The organism is Actinomyces sp. Z16 (genome assembly GCF_003111765.1).
GTDB lineage: Bacteria > Actinomycetota > Actinomycetes > Actinomycetales > Actinomycetaceae > Actinomyces > Actinomyces glycerinitolerans.
Map to the genome: position 1 here is coordinate 364982 of NZ_CP027862.1, position 17456 is coordinate 382437.

The 17456-nt window shown below is 68.6% G+C and carries 15 protein-coding genes and 2 pseudogenes; 12 read left to right on the top strand and 5 right to left on the bottom strand.

Annotated elements, in window-relative coordinates; all coding sequences use genetic code 11:
• Window positions 1-151: 151 nt before the first annotated feature.
• The 7 genes from C3B71_RS01515 (at window position 152) to C3B71_RS01545 (ending at window position 9776) form a co-directional block, all read left to right on the top strand.
• Window positions 152-1141, top strand: coding sequence for an ABC transporter permease (locus C3B71_RS01515; RefSeq protein ID WP_108965642.1), 990 nt, complete (start codon window positions 152-154; stop codon window positions 1139-1141).
• Entirely contained in the window at window positions 1138-2124 is a 987-nt protein-coding gene (locus tag C3B71_RS01520) for an ABC transporter permease (RefSeq protein WP_108965644.1), read from the top strand. The genes C3B71_RS01515 and C3B71_RS01520 overlap by 4 nt, the downstream gene beginning before the upstream one ends.
• A gap of 61 nt (window positions 2125-2185) precedes the next feature.
• Window positions 2186-3916, top strand: coding sequence for an ABC transporter substrate-binding protein (locus C3B71_RS01525; RefSeq protein WP_108965646.1), 1731 nt, complete (start codon window positions 2186-2188; stop codon window positions 3914-3916).
• Window positions 3916-5727 carry a dipeptide ABC transporter ATP-binding protein gene (locus C3B71_RS01530; protein WP_108965648.1) on the top strand — a complete coding sequence of 604 codons (1812 nt, stop codon included), beginning with the start codon at window positions 3916-3918 and terminating at the stop codon, window positions 5725-5727. Before C3B71_RS01525 ends, C3B71_RS01530 begins: the two co-directional genes overlap by 1 nt.
• 294 nt (window positions 5728-6021) lie before the next feature.
• Window positions 6022-6888 (top strand): glutathione transferase, encoded by an 867-nt coding sequence (locus C3B71_RS01535; RefSeq protein ID WP_083565777.1) that lies wholly within the window; start codon window positions 6022-6024, stop codon window positions 6886-6888.
• A 403-nt stretch (window positions 6889-7291) separates the two neighbouring features.
• On the top strand, window positions 7292-7618 hold the full coding sequence (locus C3B71_RS01540; RefSeq protein WP_073330390.1) for a hypothetical protein: 327 nt from the start codon (window positions 7292-7294) through the stop codon (window positions 7616-7618).
• A gap of 52 nt (window positions 7619-7670) precedes the next feature.
• The gene (locus C3B71_RS01545) at window positions 7671-9776 is read left to right on the top strand and encodes a DUF6571 family protein (RefSeq protein WP_108965650.1); all 2106 of its coding nucleotides are present in this window, start codon (window positions 7671-7673) and stop codon (window positions 9774-9776) included.
• 80 nt (window positions 9777-9856) lie between these two features.
• Here C3B71_RS01545 and C3B71_RS16865 read toward each other — a convergent pair.
• A pseudogene (locus C3B71_RS16865) lies at window positions 9857-9982 on the bottom strand (IS110 family transposase); the annotation flags it as partial.
• 74 nt (window positions 9983-10056) lie between these two features.
• Between C3B71_RS16865 and C3B71_RS16055 the strand changes: the two are divergent.
• Window positions 10057-11408 (top strand): annotated as a pseudogene (locus C3B71_RS16055) (IS3 family transposase).
• On the opposite strand, the gene C3B71_RS01560 reads toward C3B71_RS16055, so the two are convergent.
• From C3B71_RS01560 to C3B71_RS01575, 4 genes are all read right to left on the bottom strand, one after another.
• Window positions 11351-11671, bottom strand: coding sequence for a type II toxin-antitoxin system TacA family antitoxin (locus tag C3B71_RS01560; protein ID WP_108965652.1), 321 nt, complete (start codon window positions 11669-11671; stop codon window positions 11351-11353). The pseudogene C3B71_RS16055 and the gene C3B71_RS01560 overlap by 58 nt on opposite strands.
• Window positions 11672-11732: 61 nt before the next feature.
• Window positions 11733-13073: a DUF4921 family protein gene (locus C3B71_RS01565; RefSeq protein WP_073330382.1), complete on the bottom strand. Its 1341-nt coding sequence runs from the start codon at window positions 13071-13073 to the stop codon at window positions 11733-11735.
• Window positions 13074-13187: 114 nt separating this feature from the next.
• The gene (locus C3B71_RS01570; RefSeq protein ID WP_108965654.1) at window positions 13188-13754 is read right to left on the bottom strand and encodes a cyclophilin-like fold protein; all 567 of its coding nucleotides are present in this window, start codon (window positions 13752-13754) and stop codon (window positions 13188-13190) included.
• A gap of 212 nt (window positions 13755-13966) precedes the next feature.
• Entirely contained in the window at window positions 13967-14686 is a 720-nt protein-coding gene (locus C3B71_RS01575) for an excalibur calcium-binding domain-containing protein (protein ID WP_108965656.1), read from the bottom strand.
• A gap of 330 nt (window positions 14687-15016) precedes the next feature.
• On the opposite strand from C3B71_RS01575, the gene C3B71_RS01580 reads away from it, so the two are divergent.
• The 4 genes from C3B71_RS01580 to C3B71_RS01595 all read left to right on the top strand — a co-directional run bounded on the left by C3B71_RS01580 (window position 15017) and on the right by C3B71_RS01595 (window position 17446).
• A complete protein-coding gene (locus tag C3B71_RS01580; RefSeq protein ID WP_108965658.1) occupies window positions 15017-15256 on the top strand; it encodes a DUF4244 domain-containing protein in 240 nt (79 codons plus the stop codon).
• Window positions 15257-15464: 208 nt separating this feature from the next.
• The gene (locus C3B71_RS01585; protein ID WP_108965660.1) at window positions 15465-15794 is read left to right on the top strand and encodes a TadE family type IV pilus minor pilin; all 330 of its coding nucleotides are present in this window, start codon (window positions 15465-15467) and stop codon (window positions 15792-15794) included.
• The gene (locus C3B71_RS01590; RefSeq protein ID WP_325048216.1) at window positions 15791-16279 is read left to right on the top strand and encodes an Rv3654c family TadE-like protein; all 489 of its coding nucleotides are present in this window, start codon (window positions 15791-15793) and stop codon (window positions 16277-16279) included. The genes C3B71_RS01585 and C3B71_RS01590 overlap by 4 nt, the downstream gene beginning before the upstream one ends.
• Window positions 16280-16552: 273 nt before the next feature.
• Window positions 16553-17446, top strand: a complete 894-nt coding sequence (locus tag C3B71_RS01595) for a prepilin peptidase (RefSeq protein WP_108965664.1) — start codon at window positions 16553-16555, stop codon at window positions 17444-17446.
• The last annotated feature ends 10 nt before the right edge of the window (window positions 17447-17456 follow it).

Below are 17456 nucleotides of genomic sequence, written 5' to 3' on the forward strand. Positions count from 1 at the left end.
GAGCACGTCGACCGCAACCCGATCCCCGGAGGAACCACCTCACATGCTGGCCACGCGAATGTGTTGTTGCTGTCGCTGACGACAGCTCTACGCCCATTCGCCGTCCACTCCGAGCGCTGACGCGTTCCCCAGCCCTAATGTGAGGTTCCCCGTGCACACGTCCACCCGGGACGCCCGTACTCTCTCCGCCGCCACGCCCGCTAAGGGCGCGCCCCTCACGCCCCCGACGCCGCTCGGCCCGGCGGCCCCCTCCACCTCCCGGCAGCTGTTGAACCGCCTGCGCGCCGACCGGGCCGCCACACTCGGCGCGATCATCGTCGCCCTGACCACCCTGGTCGCCTTGTTCGCGCCGTGGATCACGCGCGCCTTCGGCGTGGACCCCTACACCTACGACCTCGACGCGCTGGACGCCTCCGGCCTGCCGCTCGGCCGCTTCGGCGGCATCAGCGCCGCGCACCCCTTCGGCGTGGAGCCGCAGACCGGCCGGGATTTGTTCGCCATCGTCGTCGAGGGCACCCGCACCTCCTTCTCCATCGGCATGGGCGCCACCGTCCTGTCCATGGTCGTGGCCATCGCACTGGGCGTGTCCGCCGGCTACTTCGGCGGCTGGTGGGATGCCCTGGTCTCGCGCCTGACCGACATCACGCTCGGTTTCCCGCACCTGGTGTTCATGATCGCCGTCTCCGCGATCGTCCCGGCCACCGCTCCGCGCGTGCCCATCATGATCCTCATCATCGGGATCCTCGGCTGGCCGTCGACCGCCCGCGTGCTGCGCAGCCGCGCCCTGTCCCTGCGCTCACGCACCTACGTCGGAGCCTCCCGCGCCATGGGCGCTTCTCAATGGCACGTGGTGACCCGGCAGATCCTGCCCGGCCTGGTGGCCACCATCATCGTGTTCACCACCCTGTCCATCCCCGGGAAGATCACCGCCGAGGCGGCCCTGTCCTTCCTCGGCGTCGGCGTGAGCCCACCGACCCCGTCCTGGGGGCGGGCCATCGGCAGCGCCGTCACCTGGGTGAGCACCGACCCCTGGTACCTGCTGTTCCCCGGGGCGGCCCTGTTCCTCGTCACCCTCGCCTTCAACCTCTTCGGTGACGGCCTGCGCGACGCCCTCGACCCCAGGACTGGTGAGGCCCGATGAACCGCCTGCGCTTCCTTGCCTCCCGCACCAGCCAGACGCTGCTGGTGCTGGTGGTGATCGCCTTCATCACCTTCGCGATCTTCTCCCTGTGGCCCTCCGATCCCGCCGCCCTGGCCTGCGGCAAGCCCTGCACACCGGAGAACCTGGCGCGTGCCCGCGAGTTCATGGGATACGACCAGCCCTGGTACACCCAGTTCTGGCACTACCTGACCGGTATCGTCACCGGCCGCACCTTCGGCTCCGGTGCCGCCGCCATCACCTGCGCCGCCCCCTGCCTGGGCTACTCCTTCCGCCTGTCGACGCCGGTCACGGAGCTGATCGCCTCACGGCTGCCGGTCACCGCCTCCATCGCGATCGGTGCGGCGGTGCTCTGGCTGGTCATCGGCGTGGCCGCGGGCGTCGTGTCCGCGCTGCGGCGCGGCACCCGACTGGACCGCACCATCATGGCCGGAACCGTCCTGGGTGTCTCGGCGCCCTCCTACCTGCTCGGCCTGCTGGGCATCCTCCTGTTCGGCTTCACCCTGGACATGGTGCCCGTATCCGGCTACGTGCCCCTGAGTGAAAGCCCCCTCGACTGGGCCTGGCACCTGATCCTGCCCTGGTGCGTGCTGGCCCTGATCTCCGCCGCCGTCTACGCGCGCATGGTGCGCGGAGAGATGCTGGAGAACCTCGGTGAGGACTATGTGCGCACGGCCCGCGCCGTGGGCCTGCCCGAGCGGCGCGTCATCGGCCGCCACGTCATGCACAACGTGTCCCTGCCGGTGGTCACCTATTTCGCCCTCGACCTGGGCGGCATGCTCGGCGGCGCCGTCATCACCGAGCGCGTCTTCTCCATGCAGGGGCTCGGCGCCCTGCTCATGGACGCGGTCAGTACCACCGACCTGCCCGTGATCATGGGGGTCACGCTCGTGGCCGCCGCTTTCGTGATCGTCGCGAACCTCCTGGTTGACGCCTTCGCGGCCGTCATCGACCCGCGGGTCTGAACCCGCCCATTCCCACACCCTTACTCGCTCTGCGCTCGATTTCTACCCGAAAGGAACCCCCATGTCCTCCACCCGCCCGACGACGACGCAGCCGGCCTCCACGCGGCACCCCGAGACCCGGCCCGCCGGCCGTGGACGCTTCGCCGTGTCCCGCCGCGGCCTGCTGGCCGGCGCCGGCGTCTCCGGTCTCGCCCTGGCGCTGGCCGCCTGCGGCGCCAACTCCCGCTCAACGGCCACCGCCACCGCCGCCACGGCCTCCGCCGGCGGCACCCTGTACGTGCTCAGCACCGACACCGACATCAACTGGGACCCCGCCAAGAGCCAGTCCCTGGCCATCACCTCCCTGGGTCTGGTGCACCGCCGCCTGACCACCTGGGACATCACCGCCGACGGCGTCCCCGCCGTCGTCCCGGACCTGGCCACCGACACCGGCACGATCTCCGAGGACGGCCTGACCTGGACCTACACCCTCAAGGAGGGCATCACCCTCGAGGACGGCACCCCGATCACCTCCGCCCACATCAAGTACGGTCTCGAACGGTCTTTCGCCTCCGCCCTGTCCGGCGGACTCGGCTACCACAAGACCCTGCTGGCCGACGCCGAGGGCTACACCGGCCCCTACGACGGCGAGCACCTGGACTCCATCGAGACCCCCGACGAGCGCACCATCATCTTCCACCTCGACCACCCCTACGGCGACTGGCCCTGGATCGTCTCCCTGCCGGCCTTCGCACCCGTCCCCGAGGACAGCGACGACCCGGCCACCTACGCCCAGGCCCCCGTCGCCTCCGGCCCCTACCGGGTGGAGTCCTACCAGCAGGGCAACTCCGTGACCCTGGCCCGCAACGAGAACTGGTCGGCCGCCACCGACGAGGTGCGCACCGCCCTCCCGGAGCAGATCGTCTTCTCCCTGGGGCAGGATGAGGACACCGTCAGCCAGCGGCTGATCGCCGACTCCGGCGACGACCAGAACGCCTTCTCCGCCCAGCTGCTGACCGCCTCCAAGCTCGCCCAGGTCAGTGCGGACCCCAATGCCTCCGCCCGCCTGGCCACCTCCGACCCCGGCCCGCTGCTGTACCTGGCGATCAACACCGAGCGCATCACCGACCCGGATGTCCGCAAGGCCATCGCCTACGCCGTCGACAAGACCGCGGTGCAGCGCGCCCTGGGAGGGGAGCTCGGTGCCGGCATCGCCACCACCTACATCACCCCGGGCATCCCCGGCCAGGAGGACTACGACCTCTACCCCACGGACCTGGAGCAGGCCAAGTCCCTGCTGGAGGGCAAGGACGTGCCCGAGCTGGTCCTGCTGTCCCAGAACAACGAGGCCCGCCTGGCGATCTCCGAGGCCGTGCAGCAGTCGCTGACCGAACTGGGGCTGAAGGTCACCATCGATCCGCAGTCCTCCGACGCCTACACCGAGCGGGCCACTCAGGGTGACGGATCCACCTACGACCTGACCGTCGTCTCCTGGAACCCCGACTACCCCTCGGCCAACGCCAACATCCAGCCCCTGTACGCCTCCTCCGAGATCGGCCAGGGCGGCTACAACATCTCCCGCTACTCCGACCCCGAGGTGGACCAGCTGATCACCGAGGCCTCCCAGGAGAGCGACCCGGAGGCGGCGGCCACCAAGTGGGCGGCCCTGGACCGGCGCATCGCCGAGGACGTTCCCGCCGTGCCTCTGGTCAACCGCCGCAACTCCTTCCTGCCCGGATCGAAGGTGACGGGCTTCTTCGTCGCGCCCTTCCCGGCCTACCCCAACTACCTGGTGCTCGGGGTGAGCGAGTAGTGCGCGGCGGGGAGCAGCAGACCGAGTCCGGCCGGACGGCGCCGACCCCCGCGCTGTCGCTGCGCGGCCTGGGCGTCTCCTTCGCCGGCACCGTTGAGCACGCCAGCGCCGACATCGACCTGGATCTGGTGCCCGGTCGGGTGCTCGCCCTGGTCGGGGAGTCCGGTTCGGGCAAGTCCGTGACGGCCATGGGGGCGCTCGGCCTGCTGCCGGACACCGCCGTCGTCATCGGCTCCGCCGTCGTGACCGACCCGCGCCCGGGCGCCCCCGACGCTCCGGGCACGCAACTGGTCGGGGCACCCCGGCAGGTGCTCGACGACGTGCGCGGGCGCCTGGTGGGCACCATCTTCCAGGAGCCGACGACGGCGCTGGACCCGCTGGAGACCATCGCCTCCCAGATCGGCGAGGCGATCCGCGCGCACGCCACCGACCGCCCCCGCCGTCGCCGGGTGTACGCCCGGGTGCTGGAGCTGCTGGGGCGCGTGGGTCTGGGCGAGGGCGAGCAGGTCGAGCGGGTCGCCCGCTCCTACCCCCACCAGTTGTCCGGCGGGCAGCTCCAGCGCGCCTGCATCGCCCTGGCCATGGCCGCCGACCCGCCGGTGCTCATCGCCGACGAGCCGACCACGGCCCTGGATGTGACCGTGCAGGCCGGCATCCTCGACCTGCTGCGAGAGCTGACGGACTCCGGCGTCGCCGTCCTGCTGATCACCCACGACATGGGCGTGGTGGCGGATGTGGCCGACGACGTCGCCGTCATGCGGCAGGGGCGGATCGTGGAGCGCGGCGGCACCCGTGAGCTGTTCGCCCACCCGCATCACCCCTACACTCGTGCCCTGCTCGACGCGGTGCCGCGGCTGGAGTCCCTGCGCCGGGCTGCCCCGGCCGACGGGGCGTCACAGGACGAGGCGACCGCGGCGTCGCCCGCCACGACCGCGCCCGACGCCGGAGCGGACATTCCGACGCCGATCACCGGTGCGGCCGCCGACCACGCGTCGCAGGCCGAGCCCGTAGTCGAGATTGATGGCCTGAACGTGGTCTACCGCAGTCACCGGCACCGGGTGCACGCCGTCCGGGACGTCTCCCTGCGCATCGGCGCCGGCGAGGTGCTCGGGCTGGTGGGTGAGTCCGGTTCCGGCAAGTCCACCATCGCCGGCACCCTGACCGGGCTGGTGCCGATCGCGGCCGGGTCGGTGCGGGTGTGCGGCGTGGAGGTGGCCGGAGCCGGACGACGGGCCCTGCTGCCGGCCCGCCGCGCCACCGGCGTCGTCTACCAGAATCCCGCCTCCTCCCTGAACCCGCGGCGCACGGCGGGCTCGGCCATCGCCGAGCCGATGGTGGTGCACGGCGGGTACGACTCCGGTGCCCGGCGGGCGCGGGTGCGTGAACTGCTGGAGGCCGTGCGCCTGCCGGCCGATCTGGCCGACCGCTACCCGCACGAGATGAGTGGCGGGCAACGCCAGCGCGTCGCCATCGCCCGGGCGCTGGCGCTGGAACCGCGCCTGGTGATCGCCGACGAGCCGACCAGCGCCCTGGACGTGTCGGTGCAGGCGGTGGTGCTGGAGCTGCTGCGCGAGCTGCAGTCGGAGCTGGGCTTCGCCTGCCTGTTCGTCTCCCACGACCTGGCCGTGGTCGACTCCCTGGCCACGCGGACCGTGGTGCTGTCGCAGGGGCGGGTCGTCGAGCAGGGCGCGACGGCGCAGGTGCTCGCCCACCCGCGCCAGGAGTACACCCGCCGCCTGGTGGCGGCGGTGCCCGTACCCGACCCGGACGCGCAGGCCCGCCGCCGTGCCGCCCGCCGGCAGGCCGCTTGAGCGGACGGCCGCCGGGCGGGGAACTGGAGGCGCGGGGCGTTATCGGCCGGGCGCCGGGCGGGTGGGGTACCGGATGAGTGGAGCGCCGGATGGGCCAACCGTCCCGGTCTGTTCACCGAGGTCGGTTGAAGTCACGCGCCCAGTTCGGCTGAAATGGCTCATCCCGGGCCCGGTAGTGCAGTAATCTCACAATGTGGGTTCGCCTCCGGTGAAGGGGCTGACGGGAGGCGGGCACAGGGGCCACCATTGGGTTGAGCCCGTATGACGTTCGTTTCCATGCCCCGGGAGGCACCCATGGCTCTTGCCCACTCGCACCGCTTCACTGAAGGTGATCTGCCGGTAGAGGCCGGCCGTTACCGGCTGGTCGCCTCCGCCTCCTGTCCGTGGTGCCGTCGCGTCCTCATTGCTCGTCGGCTGCTGGGCCTCACGGAGGCGATTCCCGTCTCTTGGAGCTACGGTCGCGGCGCCGACGGCTTCTGGGAACTGACCGGCCCCGACGGCGAGCCCGGCCCCGACCCGGCCCTCGGCGGCGCCACCTCGATCGCCGAGGTCTACGCCGGCACCCCCGGCTATACCCCGCCGCCCACGGTCCCGGCGCTGGTGGACACCACCACCGGGCACGTCGTCGTCGATGACTCCGGGGACCTGCTCTTCGACCTGGCCACCGCCTGGAAGCCGCTGCACCGCGCCGGCGCCCCCGATCTGTACCCACTGGACCGGCGTAACTCCACCGACGCCTGGGACAAGTGGATCGGCGAGCACATCAACCGGCCGCACGCCACCGCCACCCACTCCAAGGACACCGAGGAGGCGACGACGGCCGCCAACAATGTGTTGCTGGCCTTCGACGTGGTCGACACTCTGCTGGCCCGCGCCACCAAGATGGAGGCCTCCCGCGAGGCGGCCCTGACCGTGCAGGATGTGCCGCCGCTGTCTGCCGTGGTGTCCGTGGAGCAGTTCCTGTGCGGCGCCGCCCCTACCGGAAGCGACATCCGTCTGTTCACCACCGTGCAGGCCTACGAGTACGGCGGGCGCGCCTACTACCCCGGCGGCGAGGCGCCGTCGATCGCCTTCTGGCCGGCGCTGGCCCGCTGGTTCCGGGCGTTGGAGGGACGCGTCGGCTGGGTCGGCACCGAGGAGCGCAGCGCGCTCGGACTCTGAGGTGGTGGCGTGCCCGCGCCATTGGCGGCGGGCCATGCGTAATCAGGGGCTATCCATCGCCGTGAATGGCGGACGACGCTGAGGCGCCACGCCACCGACCACCCGAAGACGGGTCACCGGCTTTTGCCGTTGCGCGGGTGGCTATGGGCAGACCTGCCCATTTGATGGATGTACTTGTCCACGTACTCTCCTATGCATACATGATCCTGCATGTATCCGACATTAGGAGAGAACGTGAAACATGTATCCGACCGACGTTCTTACCCGAACGAGCGCGCTCGTAATCGAGGCGTGCCGCTGGCACCAGTGCGCGTCTTCGCGAATACACGCGAAGCGGCCATGGCGGTCCGGACTCTCGAGCCAATGAATGCGTCCACCTGCACCGGAAACAGGGGCTAGTCTGATGGCGGAGAATCTGCGGCGTCAGGCGCTCGGACGCCTGTGCGAGTATGTGTCCAACCAGAACACGAGGCTTGGCTTTGACGGCACCTTGGTGCCGCGCTACGCGGGGCCCTCAAAAGGCGCGGAAATAATGGCAACGGTCAATGCGTCAGACACCTGGACGGGACCGTTGGCGGATGAGATGGCCGAAGACGCCAAGGCGGATGTGGACGCGGTTGATGCCGTATTCAGCAATCTGTTCCGGGATGTCCGGAATAAAAGGGACGCCCTGGAAATGGAGGTGGAGGAGGACGATCCGGACGCCAACTGGCCCAATGGCGGCGTTTAGGTGCGGCGCCGCAACCAGACTGACAGTCCAACCCGAAGGAGGGTAGCAACAAATGGCCGTGCTACATATGGATCCCAGTAAGCTGGAATCAGTGATACAGAATATCCGCAATCTAGCGGACGAGTGTGACGCCGCCAAGTCGAGGATCGATAGCGAGTTCGAGGCGGAGCATGATCCGATGGACATCGAGGACTTTCCGCCCGCCGCCGATAAAGTGATCGGTAACCTCAACGGCAGGGCCGACACGTTGGAGGAGGCCAAGAATGCCATCGTGGCTGTCAACGAGTCCGGCGTCGGCAGCATGAACGCGGACGGTGTCATTACTTATAATCTGCCAGACACCGTGACGATCAGCTCGGTCAGTGATCTCAGTTCGCTGGTGCAGGCTGAAATCGATGCGGAGAAGGCGAAGAACGCCGATCCCGATGAGCTGCTGGACCTGATGAATGGGTCTGTGGCAGATCATCAGAACGACGAGGTATATGCCGCCGCCTTCGCCGACGCCATGGGACCTGAGGGTATGGCGGATCTGGCGTACGCGATTGATAAGCACCGGCAGTCTCAGCTTGAGAATGTGCCCGACTATGATCCGAACGATCTTGACACCGACTACAGCACACGCTTGGATCGGACCAACGATGCGTGGTTGTCCGCTCAGGCGACGCTGTCGATCTGCTTCGGCACCGCCACGAGCTCGTCGGCCTGGACTCCGCAGCACCGTTCGGAGTATGCGGAGGAGCTGGCTGAACTTGTCACGGACGAAGATCAGCCCTACTACATGCCTCTCGGCTTCAACCTGCTGCTGGAAGGGGCTAATCGGACGGCTGCGAATACGGCCGAGCTCGATGGCGAGGCCGTGCAGGCCGGTGGGGTGTTCAACAAGTACTTCCTCCAGGAACTGGGGTATGCCGTGGAGGCACACGAGAAGACTTGCGAAGGTTACCCGGTGTGGCAGTCGCAACGGATGAATGCGCCACGACCAAAAGGCCCTGTGGGTGATTGGGATCCGATGACTGGGATTCTGACTGCGATGGGGCGGCAGCCTGACGCGGCTTTGGATTTCCTGGCGCCGCCGGTTGATGATCGTGCAATCGAGCAGACCGTGGAGGTTGATGGGACTACTTGGGAGTGGCTTAAGGATCGCGATTGGGACTCGACCAGTTTTGAGGCGCTGAGCGCTGCGTTCGCGGGCGCTTCGGAGCATCGGCAGTTGACGACGGGGACGAAGGACGAGCGTGCTGCGTGGATTACGGAGCAGGCGGTGGTCGACATGGCTGGGCGTGAGGACGGCTTGTGGACGGATACTTCGCGGCAGAACGCGGCCGTGGTACTAGCAAACTCCATGCACGAGATCGATCAGGCTGCGAGTGGACGAGATGACTCACAGCCGCCAACTCGGTTCCTTCAGGATCAACCAACTAGATGGGATGAACTTCACTGGGATGAAATCAGACTATTATTGCAGGAGACGCTTAAGGATGATGTTGCGCTGCTGACCGTTTCGGACGCGGCAGGTAGGTATACGTCGCAGCGCCTGGATAGCTCGCTGGATGAGTTGCCTGCGGACGCGACCTACCAGGACGCGTATGATCAGGTTTCCCAAACGCGTTATTACGATGGCTGTTTGCTTGGATACATTCAAGGTGCGGCGGAGAAGGGGCGCGGCGACGAGGCGGCCGAAAAAGACGCGACCAACCAAATGATCCTCGGTGCCTTTGGTAAAGGGCTGAGCTTCATCCCGGGGCCGCAGTCCGCTGTGGCTAGTAAGGCGTTAAGCATTGTCGAGTCCTACATGCTCGACGCGGGCGGCGACGCCTTACCGTCCAATTCTGAACAGGCCAAAAAAGATGCGAAGGACATGCAGACTGCTGTTAAGGATCGGCTATTCGCTGAAACTTATGCGAAGCTCGATGAGCGGGGGTATTTGCCGGCCGGCGCATATACGGATCCCAGTGGGAAGCCATATGATTATACCTGGATGGATTATGATAATCAAGACGGCTCTCATGTTAATGAAGAGGAGCTGCTTTCTAGTCCTGAAAACATCGCGAAGTTCAAGAGCTGGATTGCAGACCCCGACCTTAGCGTGGTCTCGAACGAGGCTCGAGAGCCTTCTACGGAAGGGTTCGAGCATGGCCGCGAGAAAGGATTGGAGTGATGCTCGATCATCGCTCGTGCTGTTCGCAGCATGGCATGCGCCTTATGCCGGCGGCGGGGGGGGTGCCCCTACGTGGCTTGTCAAGCGGCGGTGGGTAGTTGTTGGGCTGGTGGGTCGTAGAGGGAGCCGTCTCGGATCATGGCGTATAGGATGAGGATGCGGCGGTGGGCGAGTGCGAGTATGGCTTGGTTGTGGCGTTTGTCTTGGGGGCCTTGGCCCTGTTTGTTGGACACGCTGATTCCTGCCCTGTGTGGCTGGGGAGAGCGAGATGATCTGACCTGTGGCTAAGAAGAGCTACTCGGAGGAGCTTGCGTCGCCAGGCGGTGGACTTGTACGAGACGACCCCGGGGGCGATGCGTGCGTGGTATCGCCCAGGACCTGGGGGGCTCCCGCGGGACGCTGCGCGGTTGGTTGCACCGTTGGGGCACCGGGCGGAAAACCGGTCCGGACGGGGCACCGGCCCAGCCCTCTCAAACCCAACAGCAAGACCGGGACGGCGCCACCTGCTCAGGCCGGCGCTGACGGTGCACTGGCGCCGGCTGGGGAGTCGGTGGAGGAGCGGGTCGCCCGCCCGAGTGGCGGAGAACGCCGCATTGCGGGCGGAGCGGGCCAAGCTGACCCGGGAGCGGGAGATCTTCCCGGCAGGCGGCCAAGCATGTTTCGCGGGGAGACGATCCGGTAGAGGTCGCCTTCCCGGTTTCGTCGTCGACCATGCAGCCACCTATGGGGCGGGAGCGGCTTTGTGAGTTGCTCGGGGGTAGCCGGCTCCTCCTTTTACGCCTGGAAACAGGCCGGTCCCAGACGAGCCGAGCGGGCCGCGGCTGATGCCGCCCTGACTGAGCGGATACGGGCCATCAATGCTGGTGACCGGGCCATGGGCGCGCCCAGGACCCGCCGCCGAACCAGGCGACGGGATCGACAAGGGCGACGACAGACGCATCAACCGCAAGGCGGGTGGCGCGTCTGATGCGGGCCGGCGGCATTGCGGGGTACCGCAAGCGGCGCCGGGTGCGTACCACCGCACCGGGACCAGGCGGCGTCGAAGTACCCCGATCTGATGGGGCGGGATTTCACAGCGGATGCGCCCAACCGCAAGTACGTAGGGGACATTCCCCCACTGCGTGGGAGGTGCCCCCACCTATCTGCCGCTGGCTGGCGGGAGCAGCCTGTACCTGGCCACCGTTATCGACTGCTACAGCCGGCGCCTGGTGGGCTGGGCGGTGCGCGACCACATGCGCACGTCCCTCGTGGTCGACGCCCTACGGGCGGCCGCGCGGACCCGCGGGAGCCTTAAAGGGGCTGTCTTACACTCCGATCACGGCAGCGTCTACACCTCCAAGGACTTCCACAAGGCCTGCAAGGACCTTGGTGTTACCCAGTCGATGGGTGCGGTGGGCACCAGTGCCAACCAGCGCCCTGGCCGAGTCCTTCAACGCCGCGTTCAAGCGGGAAGTGCTCATGGACGAACGCGCCTGGCCCGACAAGATGGCCTGCCGACGGCAGACCTTCAGGTGGCTGACCCGCTACAACACCGTCCGCAGGCACTCCTACTGCGACAACCTGCCCCCGAACACCTACGAGAACCACCACACACCCGCGACGCCAGCCACTACGCTGGAACACGCCGCATAAACCAACCCCTCGTGTCCACACAACAGGGGCAAGCCCCAGGTGTCGGTCAGGGGAGCGTCGAGCACCTGCATGACTTGTTCGAATGTGGGGTCGTCAACGGTGAACCAGCGGCGGCTCGTCGTGACTCGCTCGGCTTCCATGGTTGCGGACGAGAGTATGAACTCGCTGACGGTGCGGTCCGTTTGGGCTGCGGCTTGTTGGATCAGGGCCTCTTGGCGCGGTGTGGCGCGCAGGTCGATCCGCTGGGTCTTAGCGGGCGGCATGATGGTTCCTCCTTGTACGGACGATGTACGTACGGAGGCCCCACTTGGCAATAGCTGGGCCTCAACGCGTCAGCACCGGGTTGTACAGCAGTCGGTTCGGCGTCGTCGGGCACTCCTCGCCCACCGCCATCGGGGCGATCAGGCGGTCGGCCCGCAGGTCCTCCAGGCGGGACACCACGCGGTCGCGCAGCGTCCACGGGTCGATCGTGTTGAGGTACACCTTGGTGCCGCCCTCGAAGCCCGCCAAGGTGGACACCCGCCACTTCAGGGTGATGTGCCAGGGCATCGGCTGGTCGACGTCGATCGGCTTGTGGTGCCACTCCTCGTTGCTGGGCACGTCCGCGCCCGTAGCCGCATGCAGTGCGTGCAGCAGGTCGGAGACGGCATCCACCTCATCCCGACTCATTAGCCACGGCTCGCAGGTGGGCGACGTCGAATACACCTCCAGCGTCGGGTAGCGGTGCCCGAAGCCGGCGAAGGCCACCGCGTGTTCATTGGACGCCACCAGCAGGCCCCGGTAGGCGGCGTAGTCCACCCCCATCTCGTTGTACAGGTTCGGGTTGGCGCGCACCCGCTGCAACTCCAATTCGGAGGACACGCCCCGCTCGTCGATGCCCACCAGCTGCTTGTGCAGGTGGTCGAAGGAGGCGCCGGCCGGGCGCAGCCAGTTCTGAAACACCGCCACATAGCGAACCCAGCGGTTGGCCTGATACAGGTCGTGCGTGGCCTGCACGGCCAGGCGGATGTAGGCGCGGTGCTCGGCCGGGGTGAGGGTGCCCGAGCCGGCCAGGGAGGAGGAGTCGACGGCGTCGTCGGTGTAGTGCCGCCGCGCCACGATCACGTCGTGACCGCCGGCGAAGAATGCCGCCAGGTACTGTCGGCGAGCGTCCGCGTCCATGGTCTCCCAGGTGTCGGGGTTCTGGCCGGAGGCGCGCAGCTTGGCGCGGGCCACCCGGGCCACGTGGTCGGCGCCGGCCGGATCGGCCAGGTAGGCCTCCATGCGTTCCCGGGCGGCGTCGGGCACTTCATAGCCGTGGTTGGCGTGCCAGTAGTCGTAGGACAGGATCTCGAACAGGTTCGGGATGCGGCGGAACTCGGCGACCGTGTCGAACAGCTCGGCGGCGGGCAGGGCGTCGATCCGCTCGAAGCCGCCGTCGGGCGTGGCCACGACGCGGGACTTCTCCGGCGGAGTCTCGGTGTAGTGCGCCGGGCAGAACTTGCAGGCGCGAGTGCGCTCGGCCTGCGTGAGCGTGTGGACCTCGGCGGCGGGGTGGGAGATGGGGCGGTTGCCGCGTCCGGGTACGGTCCACACCTCGGTGCCGGTGAAGGGACTGATCTGCTTGACGGTCCCGTCCGCCATGCGGGTGAGTGGTTCGGCGGAGGGGGAGTACGGCTGGAGCATGATCCCAAGTATCGCGCCGTCACGGCCCCGACCGGGCCGATATCGGCGGCCCATCCCCGGCGGCTTGCCCGCACCTCGGCGCATACACGCGTCAGTGGCGGCTCGGCCGGCGCGTCACTGCGCCAGGGTGATCGACGCCGGCAGGTCGGCCTGCCTGGCGAGGAGGACGACGTCGTAGTCGGTGTGTCCAATGACGTACAGGCCCGGCCAGGAGCCGACGGCCGTGTAGTACAGGACGAGCACCTTGCCGGGTTCGTACCAGCCGATGTCGCCCGGCTGCGGGGCGCCGGCGCTCATGCCCGTGGTGTCCAGGTCCTGCGGCAGGGAGGCGGTCAGTTCCTGGCCGCCGTAGTCGGAGAAGCTGAGCTCCAGTGGTAGCTGAGCGAGCAGGGAGCGGGTGGCGGCGTTGTCGTCGAGAGTCGCCTCCATGACGGTGCCGTCGAGGGCGTCTCCGAAGGTGATGCGGATCGAGGCGGGTTGTGTTGCGGGCATGTTGGTCTCCTGGGTGGGTTGTGGGCTGCCGGTGGTAGGGCCGGGGTTTGTGGCTGTCGGGGAAACCGTCGCCGGCGACGCGTTGGTGCCTTCGCCGGAGGCGCATGCCGCCAGCGCCAGGCCGGTCAGGGCGACGGGCATACCCTGCAGTAGACCACGGCGAGAGAGCGAGTGAGCAGAGACGTGCATGACGATCCTTTCGGCTGTGCGCGGTGTCGAGATGGGAGGTTCGCAGCTACTGCGTCTTGCCCAGTCTGGACTCGAGGATGCCGACTCTGGGAGGCACGGGTAGGGCCATCTGGACGCATGGGAGGCGGGAGAAGGCTCTATCGCATGTCCTGCCGGGCTGATGATGGCGTCCTGGTGAGCTTCAAAACGCCGACTCGATTTCGTGTGCCGCGTTACTCGCAGGCGATTCCGTCATTGTCGCGATCAAGTGCGCTGCGGTAGCCGGGTTCGCCGGCATAGATCGGTGCGGCGCCCGCTGCCCTGGCCTCGCTGCAATTCTGGTAGTACGCCGACGTGTCCTGCTGTGGCATCAGAGGCGCTGGCGCGGGGGCTTGTTCGGCCTGTGCAGCCTCTTCAGCGGCTTGTTCGGCCTGTCGTGCTGCTTCTTCCTGGGCGGCCTTCTCGGCCGCAGCAGCGGAGGCCGAGGCCGCGGCGGAAGCGGAGGCTTCTGCCTCGGCCGCCGCTGCCGCGGAGGCTGACGCAGAAGCGGCCGCATCGGCGGCGTCGTGGTTCACCGTGAGGGTGATTACCTGGTCGGCGGTAGCCGTTGTCCCGGCGGCGGGGTTCTGCTCCCTGACCGACCAGTTCTCGGGGATGATGACCGTCTCCTCACCGTCGATGTCGGTGAAGGTAGGCCTTTCGATGAATCCTGCCCGTTCGAGTGCTTCCGCAGCCTCCTTCCCATCCATCCCGACCAGGTCCGGGATAATCAGGGCGGCGGCGGTGGTCTGTGTCGGCTGCGCTTCGGATTCCGGGGAGACGCCGCAGGCCACTAGCGTCGGGCCGGCTAGGAACAACGCGGCAATAGCAGCAAAGAATGCGGCTCGGCAACGTTCACGAAGAAGGACGTGCGGGAACCGGGCCGAAGGGGAGTGGGCGGACACTGCCGACATGGAGACTTCCTGTGGATGGGATTCATGGGAGCTGAGGGGAACTCAGGCGATCAGCACCGTACCGGCCTGTGCACCGGCCGTTGCCCAGAAGCATGGAATCGCAATCGCTCATCAACCCGATGTTGAGAATCGTGATCGGCATGTAGTGCGCCCGGAAAGGTGCATGCCGACGCCGCCAGTGTCCACAGGTGCGGTTCGTGCACCCCTAATCCACAGAGATCAAAAGGCCCAGATGCGCCGCCGAGGCGGGTGCCTGACGCTGGTGACGCGGGCACGGTGCCCGCGGGCGCGGCCAACGTCGGCCGGCCCTAACCCCTCCAGGAGGAGATCATGAAGCACACCTTGTTGACCTTGCACAACGCGTGGGTCCTCGCCCACGGCACCCCGCCCGGCTTGCACGATACCGACGCCGCCGACCGGGACGGCGAAGCGGGCATGGCGACCGCCGAATACGCGATCGGTACTCTGGCAGCGGCGGCCTTCGCCGGCTTGTTGTTGGCGATCATGCGCTCGGGGAGCCTGACCGGCGTCTTGCAGGGCATCATCGAGTCCGCGCTGTCGGTGGGCTGAGGCGGTCATGTGGACGCCGCAACGCCCAGAGGGAGCCGCGCCCGTGAACCGCCCGCGCGACGCCGCAGAACGGGATCAGGCCGAGCCGGTCGGCCGCGGAAGCCCGGCGGAACGAGGCTGCGAACCCTGCCGTCGGCGCCCCGGCTGTCACTCCTGCCATGGTCCGAGAGGCTGTCGTGGACGCGGACCCCGTGGCGGCGAGTGCGGCATGGTGACGGCAGAGCTCGCCGTGACTATGCCGGCCGTTGTGCTCGTCCTGCTGCTGGTGCTCGCCACCGTCAACGCCGGTGTCACCCAGCTGCGGGTCACCGACGCCGCCCGGGTTGCCGCACGCCAGGCCGCCATCGGGTCCAACGACGTCGCCGGCGCCGCCCAGCGCGCGGGCGGACCGGTGACGGTGAGCGTCGAGACCGGCGACCTTACCTGCGTGACAGCGAGCCGTCGGGTTCCGGGACCGCTGGGCGGCCTGGGCCTCACGGCCCGCTCCCGGGCCTGCGCCTACACCGAGCCGACCTGGGGCGAGGCGGGTGCGCCATGAGTCGGGCCGAGACACCGCCGCCGTCTACCGGCGTCGGCGGGGGCGGTTCGGAGATGAACGGCGCCTGCTCCCGCCGGTCCTGCCTGGGCCACTCGGTGGCCGGACCCGAGCAGGCGGGCGACGCCTTGGCGCGGGCGCCTGATCGTGGCTCGGGCACGGTTATGGTGCTCGGCATCATCGCCGTCGCCCTGTGCCTTGCGCTCGGTGCCACCGGGCTGATTCAGGCCCAGGCCGCCGGCGGTCGGGCCCGGGCGGCCGCCGACCTGGCCGCACTCGCCGGGGCGACGGCGCTGACCTCCGTGGTCGCACCGGCCGACCCCTGCGCCACAGCCCAGCGAGTGGCCCGGGCCAACGGAGCCGAACTCGCCGCCTGTACCGTCGACGGCGAGGACGTCACCGTAGCGGTCGGGGTGCCCACCCGGATTCTCGGAGTTCCACGCCGGGCCGACGCCGCCGCCCGCGCCGGACCGGTCAACCCGCTATGACCGGCGGCCGGGCGGGTGCGTCACGGTGGCGACCCTCGCCCGGTTTACGGTTGGGCGCGCCTCGTTGGTACCCGGCCGGGTTCGCCCGGTGCCGGAGGATCCGCCGACCGGTGCCGGCTGGCTCATAGCGGGCACCGAGCGGCGCAAAACCGTCGCGTCGGTGGTGGCATACCGCGGGTGCCGCTACCGACGCGGGCGGGTTTTGGGGCGAGCGCCCCCGATGATTGGGGCGCCGCGGGGCCGTGCCAGGGCGTCGTGACATGAGAAGGTGGGATGGTGAACGCAGCTGCCGTGTTGCCCGTGGTGGCGGTCTGTCTCATGGCCGTCGCATCCGTAGGAGTGGCCGTCTGGCCCGCCTCCGGCTTTGCTCGGGGCTACGTCGACCGGTTGGAACAGGCCTCAGAAGAGGACGCCGGTCGGAGCGACGCTGCCACCGGCGGTGCCGGCGGCAACGGAGCCGACGAAACCGCCGGCGAGGACGGTCGCGCTGAAGCCGGGGGCGCCGACGGGCGAAGCGCCCAAGCGGCCGGCGCGGAGGCCGAGCCCATCGGCGCGGGTGGGATGACGGATGTGACTGCTGTGCGAGTCCGCTCCCGGGGTCTGCTGGAACGCCGTCCCCAGGGCGTGTTGGCGGCGATCCTGTGCGCGGTGACCCTGGCTTGGGGACTTGGCCACGGGGCGGTGGGCTACACAGCCCTCGCCCTTCCGGTGGTGGCCCTGCTGGGTGTGGCCGGCAGCGTCGACGCCGTCTGCCACCGGCTGCCCAATCGCCTGCTCGGTACCGCCGCCCTCTGGCTGGTTGTGGCCATCGCGGGGCGCAGCCTGGTGCGCCTGGTTACGGTGGAGTCGGTGCATGCGGCACTGTGGCCCGCGGGCCGGGCAACGCTGTGTGCGCTGGGTGCCGGGGCCGCCGTCTTCGCGATGTGGCTGATTCCCGCCTCCGGCATGGGACTCGGGGACGTCAAACTATGCGCCCTGCTGGGGCTGTGGCTGGGCTACATCGCGGTGGATTGGGTGGTCGCCGGCCTGCTGCTGGGCTTCATACTCGCCGGACTCGTGGCCATCGGACTCCTGGTCACGCGCCGGGCCGGGCGCAAGGACACGCTCGCCTTCGGGCCCTACCTGGCCGCGGGCGGCTGGCTCGCCTGGCTGCTGGCCATGGCCTGACGCCGCGTCG